Here is a 13,199-nt window from a genome sequence, read left to right as displayed (position 1 = left end):
CCCGGACGCCGGCTCCTGCTGCGGACGTAGGGTCGCGGACGTGCAGCCCCTCCCGCTGTTCCCGCTCCCGTCGGTGCTGGTCCCCGGCCTGGTGATGCCGCTGCACGTCTTCGAGCCGCGCTACCGCGCGCTCGCCCAGCACCTGCTCGACACCCCGCCCGAGCGACGGGTCTTCGGCGTCGTCGCGGTCCGCCCGGGGCGGGACGTGCGCGAGGGCGCCGACGCCGTGCACGCCGTGGGCTGCACGGCCGTCGTCCGCGACATCACCGCCCTGGACGACGGCCGCTTCGAGCTGGTCACGAGCGGCGCGCTGCGCTTCCGCCTGCACGGCCTCGACGAGACCGCGGGCACCCCCTACGCCACCGGGCTCGTCTCGCCCCTCGACGACGTCGAGGGCGACCCCGACCGGGCGGCCTTCCTCGGCGTCCGGGTCGCCGCCGCCTTCGCCGCCTACCGGGCCCGCCTCGGCGGCGCCCAGGACGCCCTGGGCGTCACGTCGCCGCGCGTGCTCTCCCACCTCGTCACCGCGGGGATGGTGCTGCCGCTGCACGAGCGCCAGGCGCTGCTCGAGCAGCCCGACGCCGTCGCGCGCCTCGGGGCGCAGCTGCGGCTCCTCGCGCGGGAGGACGCCCTCCTCACCGCGACGGGGGCGCTGCCGCAGACCGGCCCCGACCTGTCCTTCGCCACGCCGAACTGACGCGGTCCCGAGCCGACCGGGAGGACGCCGTGGCGACACGACCCACCGCCCCCACCGCCGCCGTCCGCGCCCTGGTCGCCGACGGGGCGGCCCACGTGCTGCGGCCCTTCGAGCGCGTGGCGCACGCGCCGGCGGAGGCGGGCTACGGGCAGGAGGCCGCCGCCGCGCTGGGCGTCGACCCCGCGCGGGTGCTGAAGACCCTCGTCGCGGAGGTCGACGGCTCCCCGCTCCTGGCCGTCGTCCCCGTGGCCGGGCGCCTGGACCTGCGGGCGCTCGCGGCGGCGCGGGGAGGGCGGCGCGCCGCCCTGTGCGAGCCGGCCGCGGCGCAGCGCCTGACCGGCGGCGTCGTCGGCGCCATCAGCCCGCTGGGGCTGCGCCGGCCGCTGCCGGTCGTCGTCGACGCCTCGGCGGCGGCGCACCCCACCGTCCTGGTCAGCGCCGGGCGCCGGGGCCTCGACGTCGAGCTCGCGCCCGCCGACCTCGTGCGCCTGGCGGGGGCGACCTACGCGCCGGTGGGGCGCCCGGCGACGTCCTGACCCCCGGCGTCGGGGACGGGGCCCCGCCGCGACCCCGAGCTCGGCGACGGCGCCCGGAGCATCGCGGCGATGAGCACGCCGGTGACCACGAGGGCGGCGAGCAGCGGCCAGACGACGAGCGCCGCCTGCGCGGACAGCACCAGCCCCGAGGGGGCGACGACGACGCCCTCGGCCACGCGGTCGGTGACGTCCGCGGGCAGCGCCGGGGCGCGGCGGGGTCCGGCCACCACCTCGCCGAGGGCGCTGCCGAGCAGGGCCGCGCACACCGCGCCCAGCGCGGACGCGACCAGGGCTCCCAGGGCCAGCGGACCCGTCGGTCCGCCGCGCGCGCGCAGCACCGCCACGGCGACCAGGACGCCCGCGACACCTGTGGCGAGGACGAAGAAGCCGTCCTGCGCCGCCGCCAGCTCCGGCATCCCCGGGGAGACGCGCTGGGTCCCGTCGGTGACGACCGGCGGCTGCGGCGCCAGCAGCCACCACGCGACCGCGCTGCCGACGACGAGCAGGACCCAGCCGGCGACGGCGCGCAGCGCGGCCCCGCGGCCCCGCCCCGCCGGGCGCACCGACGTCACGCCCGGGCCGCCGTCGCGACGTCGGCCGTCGCACGAGCGGGGCTCACGCGAGGCACGAGGGCCCGAGCAGCGCCTTGAGGTCGCCGTACAAGGACGGCGACGGCGTCACCTTCAGCCCGGCGTCCAGGCGCATGAGCGTGGCCCGCTCCGGGGAGCTGCGCAGCCGCAGGTGGACCTCGGTGGGACCGGCGTGCATGAGCAGGACGTCCTTGAGCCGCTCCACCCGCGGCGGCGTGCACCGGGCGGTCGGCATCTCGATGACCAGCGGACCGCCCGAGGCCTGGGTGGTGTCCGGGATGGACATCTCCGAGGCGTAGATCGTCGGGACGTCGTCGCGGCGGTTGACGCGGCCCCGGACCACGCAGACGAGGTCCTCGCGCAGCTCGTGCATGACCTCGGCGTAGGTCTTGGGGAAGAACAGGACCTCGACCGAGCCCTCGAGGTCCTCCACCGTCGCGATGGCCCAGGCGCTGCCCTGCTTGGTCATCTTGCGCGTGACCGTGGTGACCATCCCCGCGATGGTGATGGTCGAGCCGTCCTGGCGGGACTCGTCGGTGACGAAGGAGGAGATGGAGCAGTCGGCGGAGGACGCGAGCACGTGCTCGAGGCCGAAGAGCGGGTGGTCGGAGACGTACAGGCCGAGCATCGCCCGCTCGCTGGCCAGGAGCTCGCGCTTGTCCCACTCCATGTCGCCGACCGGCGGCAGCGCGGCGAGCGTGACCGCGGAGTCGTCGCCGAGCCCGCCGAAGAGGGAGTCCTGCCCGATGGCCTCCTGCCGCTTCTCCACGACGAGGGCGTCGACGTAGACCTCGTGGACGGCCGCCAGGCCGCGCCGGGTGTGCCCGAGGGAGTCGAAGGCGCCCGCCTTGATGAGCGACTCGATGGTCCGCTTGTTGCACACCACTGCCGGGACCTTGCGCAGGAAGTCCTCGAAGGAGGTGAAGGCGCCCTTCGCCTCGCGCGCGGCGACGATCGCGTCGACGACGTTCTGCCCGACGTTGCGGATGGCGGCGAGCCCGAAGCGGATGTCCTGCCCCACGGCCGCGTAGGTGCCGATCGAGGAGTTGACGTCCGGCGGCAGCACCGTGATGCGCATCCGCCGGCACTCGCCCAGGTACAGCGCCGACTTGTCCTTGTCGTCGCGCACGCTCGTGAGCAGCGCCGCCATGTACTCGGCCGGGTGGTTGGCCTTGAGGTAGGCCGTCCAGTACGACACGACGCCGTAGGCCGCCGAGTGCGCCTTGTTGAAGGCGTAGTCGGAGAAGGGCAGCAGGATGTCCCACAGCGTCTTGACCGCGGCCTCGGAGTAGCCGTTGGCCGCCATGCCGTCGCGGAAGCCGATGTACTCGGCGTCCAGGACCTCGCGCTTCTTCTTGCCCATGGCCCGGCGCAGCAGGTCGGCCTTGCCGAGGGAGTACCCGGCCAGCTTCTGCGCGATGGCCATGACCTGCTCCTGGTACACGATCAGGCCGTAGGTCTCGCCGAGCACGTCCGCCAGCGGCTCCGCCAGCTCGGGGTGGATCGGGGTGATCTCCTGCTGGCCGTTCTTGCGCAGGGCGTAGTTCGTGTGGGAGCCGGCGCCCATCGGGCCGGGGCGGTACAGCGCGCCGACGGCGGAGATGTCGGCGAAGACGTCGGGCTTCATCAGCCGCAGCAGCGAGCGCATCGGCCCGCCGTCCAGCTGGAAGACCCCGAGGGTGTCCCCGCGCTGGAGCAGCCCGAAGGTCGTCGGGTCGTCGAGGGTCAGCTCGTCGAGGTCGACCGGCTCGCCGCCGTTGGTCACGATGTTCTTGAGGGCGTCGTCGAGGACCGTGAGGTTGCGCAGTCCCAGGAAGTCCATCTTGATCAGCCCGAGGCCCTCGCAGGTCGGGTAGTCGAACTGCGTGATCACCGCTCCGTCCTGCTCGCGGCGCATGATCGGGATGATGTCGATGAGCGGCTCGCTCGACATGATCACGCCGGCCGCGTGCACGCCCCACTGCCGCTTCAGCCCCTCCAGGCCGCGGGCCGTGTCGACGACCTTCTGGACGTCGGCGTCCGAGCTGTGGATCTGCCGGAACTCCTCCGCCTCGGCGTACCGCTTGTGGCTCGAGTCGAAGATCCCCGACAGCGGGATGTCCTTGCCCATCACCGCGGCCGGCATGGCCTTGGTGAGGCGCTCGCCCATCGCGAAGGGGTAGCCGAGGACGCGCGAGGAGTCCTTCAGCGCCTGCTTGGCCTTGATGGTGCCGTAGGTGACGATCATGGCGACCCGGTCGTCGCCGTACTTGTCGGAGACGTAGCGGATGACCTCGCCGCGGCGGCGCTCGTCGAAGTCGACGTCGAAGTCGGGCATCGAGACGCGCTCGGGGTTGAGGAACCGCTCGAAGATCAGCCCGTGCTCGAGCGGGTCGAGGTCGGTGATCCGCATGGCGTACGCGGCCATGGACCCGGCGCCGGAGCCGCGGCCCGGACCCACCCGGATGCCGTTCTCCTTGGACCAGTTGATGAAGTCGGCGACGACGAGGAAGTACCCCGGGAACCCCATCTGGGCGATGACCTGGCACTCGAAGTCGGCCTGCGCCTGCGACGCCGCCGGGATGCCGCCCGGGTAGCGCCGGTGCAGGCCCCGCTGGACCTCCTCGACGAACCAGCTCTCCTCCGAGTGCCCCTCGGGCACGGGGAAGTGCGGCATGTAGGTGCCGTTGCCCTCGGTGAAGGAGACCTCGCAGCGCTCGGCGATGAGCAGCGTGTTGTCGCACGCCTCCGGCAGCTCGGACCAGGTGCGGCGCATCTCGGCCGCGCTCTTGAGGTAGAAGTCGTCGGCGTCGAACTTGAACCGGTGGGGGTCGGCCAGCGTCGAGCCGGACTGCACGCACAGCAGCGCGGCGTGGGCGGTGGCGTCCTCGGCCCGCGTGTAGTGCAGGTCGTTGGTGGCCACGAGCGGCAGCTGCAGCTCCTTGGCCAGGCGCAGCAGGTCCTCGCGGGTGCGGCGCTCGATCTCGAGGCCGTGCTCCATGAGCTCGCAGTAGTAGTTCTCGGCCCCGAAGATGTCGCGGTAGTCGCTGGCGGCCTGCAGCGCCTCGCGGTACTGGCCCAGCCGCAGCCGGGTCTGCACCTCCGAGGACGGGCAGCCGGTCGTCGCGATGAGGCCGGCGGAGTGCTCGCTGAGGATCTCCCGGTCCATGCGGGGCTTGTAGAAGTGCCCCTCGAGCGAGGCGCGGGAGCCGAGCCGGAAGAGGTTGTGCATGCCGGCGGTGTTCTCGGCGAGGATCGTCATGTGCGTGAACGCGCCTCCGCCGGAGACGTCGTCGCGGCTGGAGGTGCCCTGGTCGCCCCACTTGACGCGCGTGCGGTCGCCGCGGTGCGTCCCGGGGGCCACGTACGCCTCGAGGCCGATGATCGGCTTGACGCCGTGCTTCTGCCCGGCGCGCCAGAAGTCGTAGGCGCCGAAGACGAAGCCGTGGTCGGTGGTGGCCAGCGCCGGCATCCCGAGGCGCGCGGCCTCGGCCATGAGGTCGTCCACCCGCGCGGCCCCGTCGAGCATCGAGTACTCGGTGTGCACGTGGAGGTGGACGAACTGGTCTCCGGCGGGGGATGAGGGCATCGAGGGGGCCTCCGGTGCGCCGTCGCGGGCAGCGGCGCGGGTCGGGCGGTGGGTGGGGCGCCACCACTTCCGAGGGGCGCCGGGGCGCCCGTCGGGAGCGGGACCGGACGAGTCTAGGTCGGGCCGCCGACACCTCCGGCCGCTCGCCCGCGGGCGCCGCGGCGGCGTCCTGCCACGACGCCCCGGCCACTCAGGCCAGGTGCTGCACGAGCGAGCGCTCCCCCGTCGCCGGGTCCACCACCAGCTCGGCGGGAGCCCCCTGGACCAGGGCGAGGTGGGGCGGCGGGTGGCCGCAGTCGACGCCGGTGACGACCGGGACGTCGAGCCCGGCCAGGGCGCTGCGGACGGCGTCGTGCTGGGTGAAGGAAGGCGCGTCCGGCGCGGCCGTCCGCCCGACGAGGACGGCCGCGGCGACGTCGAACCAGCCGGCGAGGCGCATCCGCCACAGGTCGCGAGCGATGTCGAGCGCCCCGTCGCCGCCGGCCTCGAGGTGCAGCAGGAGCCCCTCGCCGTCGGCGTGGGCGGCGGCGAAGGCGGCGACGTCGCCGAAGGGGGTGCCCGCGAGGACCGAGGTCGTCTCGACGCACCCGCCGAGCAGGCGGCCCCGGGCCCGCACCGGCCCGGCGCCCGGGTCGAGCAGCTCCCAGGTCCCGGCCCGGTCGTAGACCCGCTCGCGGACGCCCGGGTCGGCGGCCCAGTCGTCCCAGCCGCTCTCGCGGTGGTGCGCGGACGGGCCCTGCTCGAGCCGGGCGCCGGCGGGCGCGGTCACGACGTCGAGCCAGGGCAGCAGCGGGTCGGGCACCCGGTAGGGGGTGTCCAGGAGGTTCTGGCCGTGCACCGAGGCCCACCCGAGCCTCGTCGTCAGCGCGAGGGTCAGCGTGGAGACGTCGGAGTACCCGACGAGCCACGTCGGCTCGGCCGCGGCGAGGGCGTCCCAGTCGAGCAGGGGCAGCACCTCGACGGCGAGCTCCCCGCCCCACGGCGGCACGACCGCCCGCACGCCCGGGTCGAGCAGCATGTCCTGCAGCTCGGCGGCGCGCTCGGCCGCCGGGGCGCTGGTGGTCGTCGACCCGCCGGGGCGGTCGAGCAGGCACTCGCCCTCGCGGACCTCGAGCCCTCGGCCGCGCAGGACCTCCGCGGCGACCGCCAGGCGCGGACGCAGGTCGGCCGGCACGCCGCTGGAGGGGGCGGTGACCCCGACGACGTCGCCCGGTCGCAGCGGCGCGGGGAAGCGGATGCTCACCCGGAGATGCTGCCCCACGCGGGGGCGGGAGGGGGCCCTCCGCCGGCGCCGCTAACCACCCCCGCGCGCCGCGACGGACCTGTCGGTGGGCTCAGGAGCGGACGGCGCGCAGGAGCTCGAAGCCCACCCTCGCCGAGTCCAGCGCCTGCTCGGACCGGCGGGACCCCGTGCCGGCGTCGTCGCGCTCCACGACGAGCTCGACCGCACCGGCTCGCCCGCTGCTGGCGAAGACGCGGCCGAGGTCGATGACGCCGCGGCACAGGTCCTCGAAGGACCCGGAGGGCCCGAGGTCCTCGACGTGCCGCTGCCGGAGGCGACCGGGGTCGGCGCGCACGACGTCGACCGGGTCCGCGGCGCCCCGGTAGCACCAGAAGAGGTCCAGCTCGAGGTGGACCAGCATCGGGTCGGTCCGCTGGAAGAGGACGTCCACGCCGGTGCGGCCGGAGTCGTCGGCGCACGACCGCGTCCAGGACGAGACGACCGTGCGACCTGGACCACATCGGCGTGCTGGTCGGTCGTCCGCGGCCCGGGCTGTGCGACCGTGCCCCTCGACACGGACGCGAGGAGGCGGACATGACGACGACGTCAGGACGAGGAGCGGGGCTGCCGGGCGGTGAGGGCTCCGCGCGGGGCGGCACCCCGTCGCCGCCGGGCCCCGGCGGCAGCAGGCCGGACACGAGCGGGCGGTCGAGCGACCGCGCCAACGGTCCCGGCGACGACACCGAGGGCGGTCCCCGGCGCTCCTCGGGCAGGACGTGGGCGCTGCGCGGCCTCGGGGTCGTGCTCGCGGTCCTCGTCTACGTCCTGCTGGGCGGTGCCGACGACCTCCCGGTCGAGGGCCGCGTGACGGCGGCCGTGGCGGTGCTCATGGCGACGTGGTGGATGACCGAGGCCATCCCCCTGTCGGCGACGGCGCTCGTCCCGATCGTGGCGCTGCCAGTCCTCGGCGTGCTCACGGTGGCCGAGGCCACGGCGCCCTACGCCAACCCGATCGTGTTCCTGTTCCTCGGCGGGTTCCTCATCGCCATCGCCATGCAGAAGTGGGGCCTGCACCGCCGCATCGCCCTCCTGACGCTGCGCGCCTTCGGCACGCACCCCCGCCGCATCGTGCTGGGGATGATGGTCTCCACCGCGTTCCTCAGCATGTGGGTCTCCAACACGGCGACGACGCTGATGATGCTGCCGATCGCGATGAGCGTCCTGACCCTCGTCGTCGACCGCGTCGGGTCCGGGTCGCGGGCGGACCTCGCGGACCAGAAGGACGCCGTCGCCGACTCGACGACCTCGATCGCGGACGCCGTCGCCGACCCGGCCGTGAAGACCTTCGGCGTCGGGCTGATCCTCTCCGTGGCCTGGGCGGCGTCCATCGGCGGCCTGGCGACCCTGCTCGGCAGCCCTCCGAACGCCATCGTCGCCGGCTACGTCTCCGACGAGCTGGGCGGGGACGTCGGCTTCCTCCAGTGGATGACGCTCGGCGTCCCGCTGTCGGCGGTGTTCGTCGTCGTGGCCTGGCTGCTCATCACCCGGGTGCTGTTCCGCTCGGACCTGGAGGAGATCCCGGGCGGTCGCGAGATGCTCGACGAGCAGCTCGCCGAGATGGGCTCCATGAGCCGCGGCGAGAAGATGGTCCTCACCGTCTTCGCCTCCGCGGCCTTCCTGTGGATCGTCCCGGGCCTGCTGTCCAACGTGCCCGGCCTGGGCGACGCGGCGCCGTGGCTCGGCGAGCTGGACGACACGGCCATCGCCATCGCCGCCGGGCTCGCCCTCTTCCTCATCCCCGCCGAGCGCGGCGGGCGGATGACCCTCGGCTGGGAGGACGCCCAGAAGGGCCTCCCCTGGGGCGTCCTGCTCCTGTTCGGCGGTGGCCTCAGCCTCGCCGGCGCCGTCGCCTCCAGCGGGCTGGACGTCTGGATCGGCGGGCAGGTCGAGCCCCTGGGCCGGCTGCCGCTCATCCTGCTCGTGGCCGCCGTCGTGACGCTGATCCTGCTGCTCACCGAGGTGACCAGCAACACCGCCACCGCGGCGACGTTCATCCCCGTGCTCGGCGGCGTGGCGCTCGGCCTCGGCGTGGACTCGCTCACGCTCCTCATCCCGGCCGCGCTCGCCGCGACCTGCGCCTTCATGCTGCCCGTCGGCACGCCGCCCAACGCCATCGTCTTCGCGACGGGCAAGGTGACCATCGGCGAGATGGTCCGCGGCGGCATCGTGCTCAACGTCGTCGGCGTCGTCCTCATCACGCTGGCGACCTACCTGCTGGGCGGCCTCGCCTTCGGGATGTCCTTCTGACGCCCGACCCCGCGAGACGAGAGCGCCCTCCCACCGCATCGCGGTGGGAGGGCGCTCGTCGTCGTGGCGCTCGTGCCGTGCTCGTCCGCCCCCTGCTCGTCCGCCCCCTGCTCGTCCCGCCCCCGGGTCGTCGAGCCGCGGCGGACCGAGGACCTCGTCAGTCCCGCAGCCGCTCGAGCGCCCGCGCCAGGTCCTCGGGGTAGGTGCTCTCGTAGGTGACCGGCAGCCCCGTGCCCGGGTGGGCGAAGCCCAGCCGCAGGGCGTGGAGCCACTGCCGCCGCACCCCCAGCCGCTCGGCGATGGTCGGGTCCGCCCCGTAGGTCAGGTCGCCCACGCACGGGTGGCGCAGCGCCGCGACGTGCACGCGGATCTGGTGGGTGCGCCCGGTCTCCAGGCGCACCTCGAGCAGGCTCGCCGCCCGGTGCGCCTCCAGCGTCGTGTAGTGCGTGATGCTCGGGCGCCCGCCCTCGACGACGGCGAAGCGGTGGTCCGCGGTCGGGTGCCGCCCGATCGGCGCGTCGATCGTGCCCGCGCTCGGGTCGGGGTGGCCCTGGACCAGCGCGTGGTAGGTCTTCTCGACCGTCCGGTCGCGGAACGCCTGCTTGAGCAGCGAGTAGGCGCGCTCGCTCTTGGCGACGACCATCAGCCCGGAGGTGCCCACGTCGAGGCGGTGGACGACGCCCTGGCGCTCGGCGGCGCCGGACGTGGCGACGCGGTAGCCAGCACCCGCGAGCCCGCCGATGACGGTGGGACCCGTCCAGCCCGGGCTCGGGTGCGCCGCGACGCCGACGGGCTTGTCGACGACCACGAGGTCGTCGTCGTCGTGGACGACGCGCAGGCCCGGCACGGGCTCGGCCACGACGGACGGCGGCGCCGGCGGGTCGGGCAGCTCGACCTCGAGCCAGCCGCCCTCCGGCAGCCGCTCCGACTTCAGGACCTCGCGCCCGTCGACCTGCACCCCGCCTCCGGCGACGACCTCGGCCGCGCGCGAGCGCGAGATGCCCAGCAGGCGCGCCAGGGCGGCGTCGACGCGCTGGCCCGCGAGACCGTCCGGGACGGGCATCGAGCGGATCTCACCCACGGCGCCCCACCTCCCCCTGCGACGGCTCTCCCTGCGACGGCTCCCCTGGCGAGGGCTCTCCCGGCGACGGCTCCCCCGGCGACGGCGGCCGAGGGGCCTCGCGGGGGGCGGCGGTGCCCGCCGCCGGCGGGACGTCGCCGTCGGCAGCCGTCCGACCGGTGGGGTCGGGCTCCCGCTCCACCTGCTCCGCCCCGTCGCGCCGCCCGTCCACGCCGATGCCGCGGAAGCTCAGCACCACGACGAGGACGGCGGCGACGACGATGGCCGTGTCGGCCAGGTTGAAGACGGGCCACCGCGGCAGGCGCAGGAAGTCCACGACGTGGCCGACGCCGAAGCCCGGCTCCCGCAGGAGGCGGTCGGTGAGGTTGCCCAGGGCGCCGCCGAGCAGCAGCCCCAGGGTCAGGGCCCAGGCGCGCGAGCCCAGCCGCCGCGCCATGAGCGCGACGGCCACCACGACGGCGACCGCGACGAGGGTGAGGACCCACGTGAGCCCCGTCGCCAGCGAGAAGGCGGCGCCGGGGTTGTAGAGCAGGTAGAGGTCGAGCACGCCGGGGACCAGCTCGACCGGCTCCCCCTCCACGAGGCGGTCCACCGCGAGGACCTTGGTGAGCTGGTCGAGCCCCCACACGAGGGCGACGACCGCCACGAGCGCGACGAGGAGCCGGCGGCGACCCGGCGGGGCGGACGCCGGCGACGAGACCGGCCCCCCGGTGGCGGGGTGCGCGGCGTCGCCCGCGGGGCCCGGGACGTCAGCGGTCAGCTGAGGCCGCCCGGGGTCGCGCCCTCGGAGCCCGGGACGACCGCGGCCGTGCCGTCGAGGTCGCGCAGCTGGGTCTCGAGGTAGGCGCGCAGCCGGGAGCGGTACTCGCGCTCGAAGCCGCGCAGCTCGTCGATCTTGCGCTCCAGCAGGGTGCGCTCGTGCTCCAGCGCGCCGATCTCGCTCGCGCGCTGCTCCTCGAGCTGCTCGAGCGTCGTGCGGCGCTGCTCCTGCGCCTCGCCGACCAGCCGGTCCGCCTCCTCGCGGGCGCCGGTCACCAGGCGGTCGTGCTCCTGCTCGCCGGCGCGCACGTGCTCCTCGTGCAGGCGCTGCGCGAGGGCGAGGACACCGGCGGCGCTGTCGGGCACGGAGGCGGTCGCCTCGACGTCCGGGGCCGGCTGGTCGTCGGCCGGGGCGACCTGCACGGGCACCGGGGCGGCGGCGACCGGTGCGCCGGCGTCGGCGGGCTCCCGGACCGGCGCGGAGGCCTCGTCGGCGCGGCGCTCGGCCGCGGCGAGCTGCTCGCGCAGGTGGGCGCTCTCGGAGTGGAGCCGGGTCAGCTCGGTGACCACCTCGTCGAGGAAGTCGTCGATCTCGTGCTGGTCGTAGCCCTCACGGAACTTGGTCACCGTGAAGGTGCGCCCCGTGACCGCTTCCGGCGTCAGAGCCATGAGCATCCACCTCTGTCCTGGGTCGGGCCACGCCGTCCGCGTGAGCAGGGACGACGGTAGCGGACCGCGTGGACCGGGCCCCCCGCCGCCGCGACGCACCGGGTCGCCGGGGACCTGGGTCCGGGTCAGACGGTCCGCGCCGCGAGCTCGAGCAGCACCGAGCGCAGGATGCTCAGGCCGAAGAACAGCACGATGAAGGCGAGGTCGAGCTGGACCTGCCCGAGCCGGATCGGCTTGATCACGCGCCGGAGCGCGCGCAGCGGCGGGTCGGTGAGGGAGTAGACCCCCTCGGCGACCACGAGCACGAAGCCCGAGGGGCGCCAGTCGCGCGAGAAGACCTGGATCCAGTCCAGCACCAGCCGACCGAGCAGGACGACGATGTAGAGCAGGACCAGGAGGGCGAGCAGGCTGAAGAGGAACGACACGGCGCCCTAGCTCTGGTTGAAGAAGGAGCTCGAGGTGCCCGTCCGCTGCGGGGTGGCCTGCTCGGCGGTGACCTCGACGTGCGCGGGCGAGAGCAGGAACACCTTGCTGGTGACCCGCTCGATCGAGCCCCGCAGCCCGAACACCAGCCCGGCGGAGAAGTCCACCAGCCGCTTGGCGTCGGCGTCGTCCATGTCGGTGAGGTTCATGATGACCGGCACCGACTCGCGGAAGCTCTCCCCGATGGCCTTGGCCTCGTTGTAGCTGCGCGGGTGGATGGTCGTGATGCGGCTGAGGTCGCCCCCCAGCGGCTCGGGCACGACGCGTGACATGGAGCGCTCCCGGGTGATCGGCGTGACGGCGGCCCGGTGCTCGGACCTGGGCTCGTGGTCGGTGGTCCGCTCGGGCGCGCGGTGTGCGCCGGCGCGCTCCACGGAGCGCTGCGGCTCGCGCTCGTCCCGGCGCTCCTCGCCCTCGTAGGCGTCGAGCTCGTCCTCGCGGGGGTCCTCCTCCGCCAGGCCGAGGTAGACCATCGTCCTGCGCAGCGCGCCTGCCATGTCGCTCCCTCGCTGCCCGCTGTGCGTGCGGTGCCCTCGCGTGCCTGGTGGTGCCCTTCCCGCAGGCGGGGCTTCGCGGAGGACGCTACCCGGTCGGCGGACGGCCCCCGAGGACGGCGCGCCCGACACGCAGGTGCGTGGCGCCCGCGGCGACCGCCTGCTCGAGGTCCTCGCTCATGCCCGCCGACAGCACGTCGGCGCCGGGGTGGTCGGCGCGCACGCGCGACGCCAGCTCCGCCAGGCGGGCGAAGGACGCCGCGGGGTCGGCGCCGCGCGGGGCGACCGCCATGAGGCCCGCCAGGCGCAGCCCGGGCGCGGCGGCCACGTGGTCGGCGAGGGCCGGCACCTCCCCGGCGGGGGCGCCGCCGCGGCCGGCGTCCCCCTCCTCGCCCTCCAGGTCGGCCTGCACGAGCACGCCCAGCTCGCGGCCGGCGCGCTCGGCGCCCCGGCCGAGCGCGTCCGCGAGGCGCTCGCTGTCGCAGGAGTGCACCAGGTGCGCCCAGGACGCGACGGCGCCCGCCTTGTTGCGCTGCAGCCGGCCCAGGAAGTGCCAGCGGAGGTCGAGCGCGCTCCGGCCCGCCGCCTCCAGGACCTCCGCGCGCTTGGCGCGCGCCTCCTGCTCGCGGGCCTCGCCGACGTCGCGCACCCCCAGGGCCGCCAGGTGCACGACGTCGGAGGCCGGGAACGTCTTGGTGGTGACCACGACCTGGACGCCGGCGGGGTCGCGCCCCACCGCCGCGCACGCGCCCTCGACGCGGCGCCGCAGCGCCGCCAGGGCCTCGGCGAGCTC

General features: G+C 75.1%; 13 protein-coding genes. 3 read left to right on the top strand and 10 right to left on the bottom strand.

The genetic code is table 11. From position 1 onward, the window contains the following. Positions 1-40: 40 nt before the first annotated feature. Together Q0848_RS10705 and Q0848_RS10700 are read left to right on the top strand one after the other, a co-directional pair. Positions 41-697, top strand: coding sequence for an LON peptidase substrate-binding domain-containing protein (locus Q0848_RS10705; protein WP_299037355.1), 657 nt, complete (start codon positions 41-43; stop codon positions 695-697). A gap of 71 nt (positions 698-768) precedes the next feature. After that, positions 769-1,233 (top strand): YbaK/EbsC family protein, encoded by a 465-nt coding sequence (locus Q0848_RS10700; RefSeq protein WP_366146544.1) that lies wholly within the window; start codon positions 769-771, stop codon positions 1,231-1,233. On the opposite strand, the gene Q0848_RS10695 is transcribed toward Q0848_RS10700, so the two are convergent. The 4 genes from Q0848_RS10695 to Q0848_RS10680 form a co-directional block, all read right to left on the bottom strand. Then, on the bottom strand, positions 1,200-1,805 hold the full coding sequence (locus Q0848_RS10695) for a hypothetical protein (protein WP_299037351.1): 606 nt from the start codon (positions 1,803-1,805) through the stop codon (positions 1,200-1,202). The two genes, Q0848_RS10700 and Q0848_RS10695, sit on opposite strands and share 34 nt — an antisense overlap. 43 nt (positions 1,806-1,848) lie before the next feature. Continuing rightward, the gene (gene dnaE / locus Q0848_RS10690; RefSeq protein WP_299037349.1) at positions 1,849-5,391 is read right to left on the bottom strand and encodes a DNA polymerase III subunit alpha; all 3,543 of its coding nucleotides are present in this window, start codon (positions 5,389-5,391) and stop codon (positions 1,849-1,851) included. Between the two features lie 190 nt (positions 5,392-5,581). Then, positions 5,582-6,634 (bottom strand): S66 peptidase family protein, encoded by a 1,053-nt coding sequence (locus Q0848_RS10685; protein ID WP_299037347.1) that lies wholly within the window; start codon positions 6,632-6,634, stop codon positions 5,582-5,584. A 91-nt stretch (positions 6,635-6,725) separates the two neighbouring features. Next, a complete protein-coding gene (locus Q0848_RS10680; protein WP_299037345.1) occupies positions 6,726-7,064 on the bottom strand; it encodes a hypothetical protein in 339 nt (112 codons plus the stop codon). A 143-nt stretch (positions 7,065-7,207) separates the two neighbouring features. Between Q0848_RS10680 and Q0848_RS10675 the strand changes: the two genes are divergently transcribed. After that, the gene (locus Q0848_RS10675; protein WP_299037343.1) at positions 7,208-8,920 is read left to right on the top strand and encodes an SLC13 family permease; all 1,713 of its coding nucleotides are present in this window, start codon (positions 7,208-7,210) and stop codon (positions 8,918-8,920) included. A gap of 157 nt (positions 8,921-9,077) precedes the next feature. On the opposite strand, the gene Q0848_RS10670 is transcribed toward Q0848_RS10675, so the two are convergent. The 6 genes from Q0848_RS10670 to Q0848_RS10645 all read right to left on the bottom strand — a co-directional run bounded on the left by Q0848_RS10670 (position 9,078) and on the right by Q0848_RS10645 (position 13,184). Continuing rightward, complete coding sequence (locus Q0848_RS10670) at positions 9,078-9,983, bottom strand: RluA family pseudouridine synthase (protein WP_366146543.1); 906 nt, start codon at positions 9,981-9,983, stop codon at positions 9,078-9,080. A 10-nt stretch (positions 9,984-9,993) separates the two neighbouring features. After that, positions 9,994-10,647: a signal peptidase II gene (lspA, locus tag Q0848_RS10665; protein ID WP_299037339.1), complete on the bottom strand. Its 654-nt coding sequence runs from the start codon at positions 10,645-10,647 to the stop codon at positions 9,994-9,996. A gap of 110 nt (positions 10,648-10,757) precedes the next feature. Next, a complete protein-coding gene (locus Q0848_RS10660) occupies positions 10,758-11,429 on the bottom strand; it encodes a DivIVA domain-containing protein (RefSeq protein ID WP_299037337.1) in 672 nt (223 codons plus the stop codon). 125 nt (positions 11,430-11,554) lie between these two features. Further along, the gene (locus tag Q0848_RS10655) at positions 11,555-11,854 is read right to left on the bottom strand and encodes a YggT family protein (RefSeq protein WP_299037335.1); all 300 of its coding nucleotides are present in this window, start codon (positions 11,852-11,854) and stop codon (positions 11,555-11,557) included. 6 nt (positions 11,855-11,860) lie between these two features. Then, complete coding sequence (gene sepF / locus Q0848_RS10650) at positions 11,861-12,409, bottom strand: cell division protein SepF (RefSeq protein ID WP_299037333.1); 549 nt, start codon at positions 12,407-12,409, stop codon at positions 11,861-11,863. Positions 12,410-12,494: 85 nt separating this feature from the next. Further along, positions 12,495-13,184 (bottom strand): YggS family pyridoxal phosphate-dependent enzyme, encoded by a 690-nt coding sequence (locus Q0848_RS10645; RefSeq protein WP_366146542.1) that lies wholly within the window; start codon positions 13,182-13,184, stop codon positions 12,495-12,497. Positions 13,185-13,199 lie beyond the last annotated feature (15 nt).

The sequence above is a fragment of the uncultured Pseudokineococcus sp. genome, assembly GCF_947495735.1.
Taxonomy (GTDB): Bacteria; Actinomycetota; Actinomycetes; order Actinomycetales; family Quadrisphaeraceae; genus Pseudokineococcus.
This window is presented reverse-complemented; position numbering and strand designations above follow the sequence as displayed.

Coding starts and splice junctions, on each gene's coding strand:
- dnaE (WP_299037349.1), bottom strand. CDS start 5,391: ATGCCCTCATCCCCCGCCGGAGACCAGTTCGTCCACCTCCACGTGCAC.
- Q0848_RS10675 (WP_299037343.1), top strand. CDS start 7,208: ATGACGACGACGTCAGGACGAGGAGCGGGGCTGCCGGGCGGTGAGGGC.
- Q0848_RS10670 (WP_366146543.1), bottom strand. CDS start 9,983: ATGCCCGTCCCGGACGGTCTCGCGGGCCAGCGCGTCGACGCCGCCCTG.
- Q0848_RS10660 (WP_299037337.1), bottom strand. CDS start 11,429: ATGGCTCTGACGCCGGAAGCGGTCACGGGGCGCACCTTCACGGTGACC.
- sepF (WP_299037333.1), bottom strand. CDS start 12,409: ATGGCAGGCGCGCTGCGCAGGACGATGGTCTACCTCGGCCTGGCGGAG.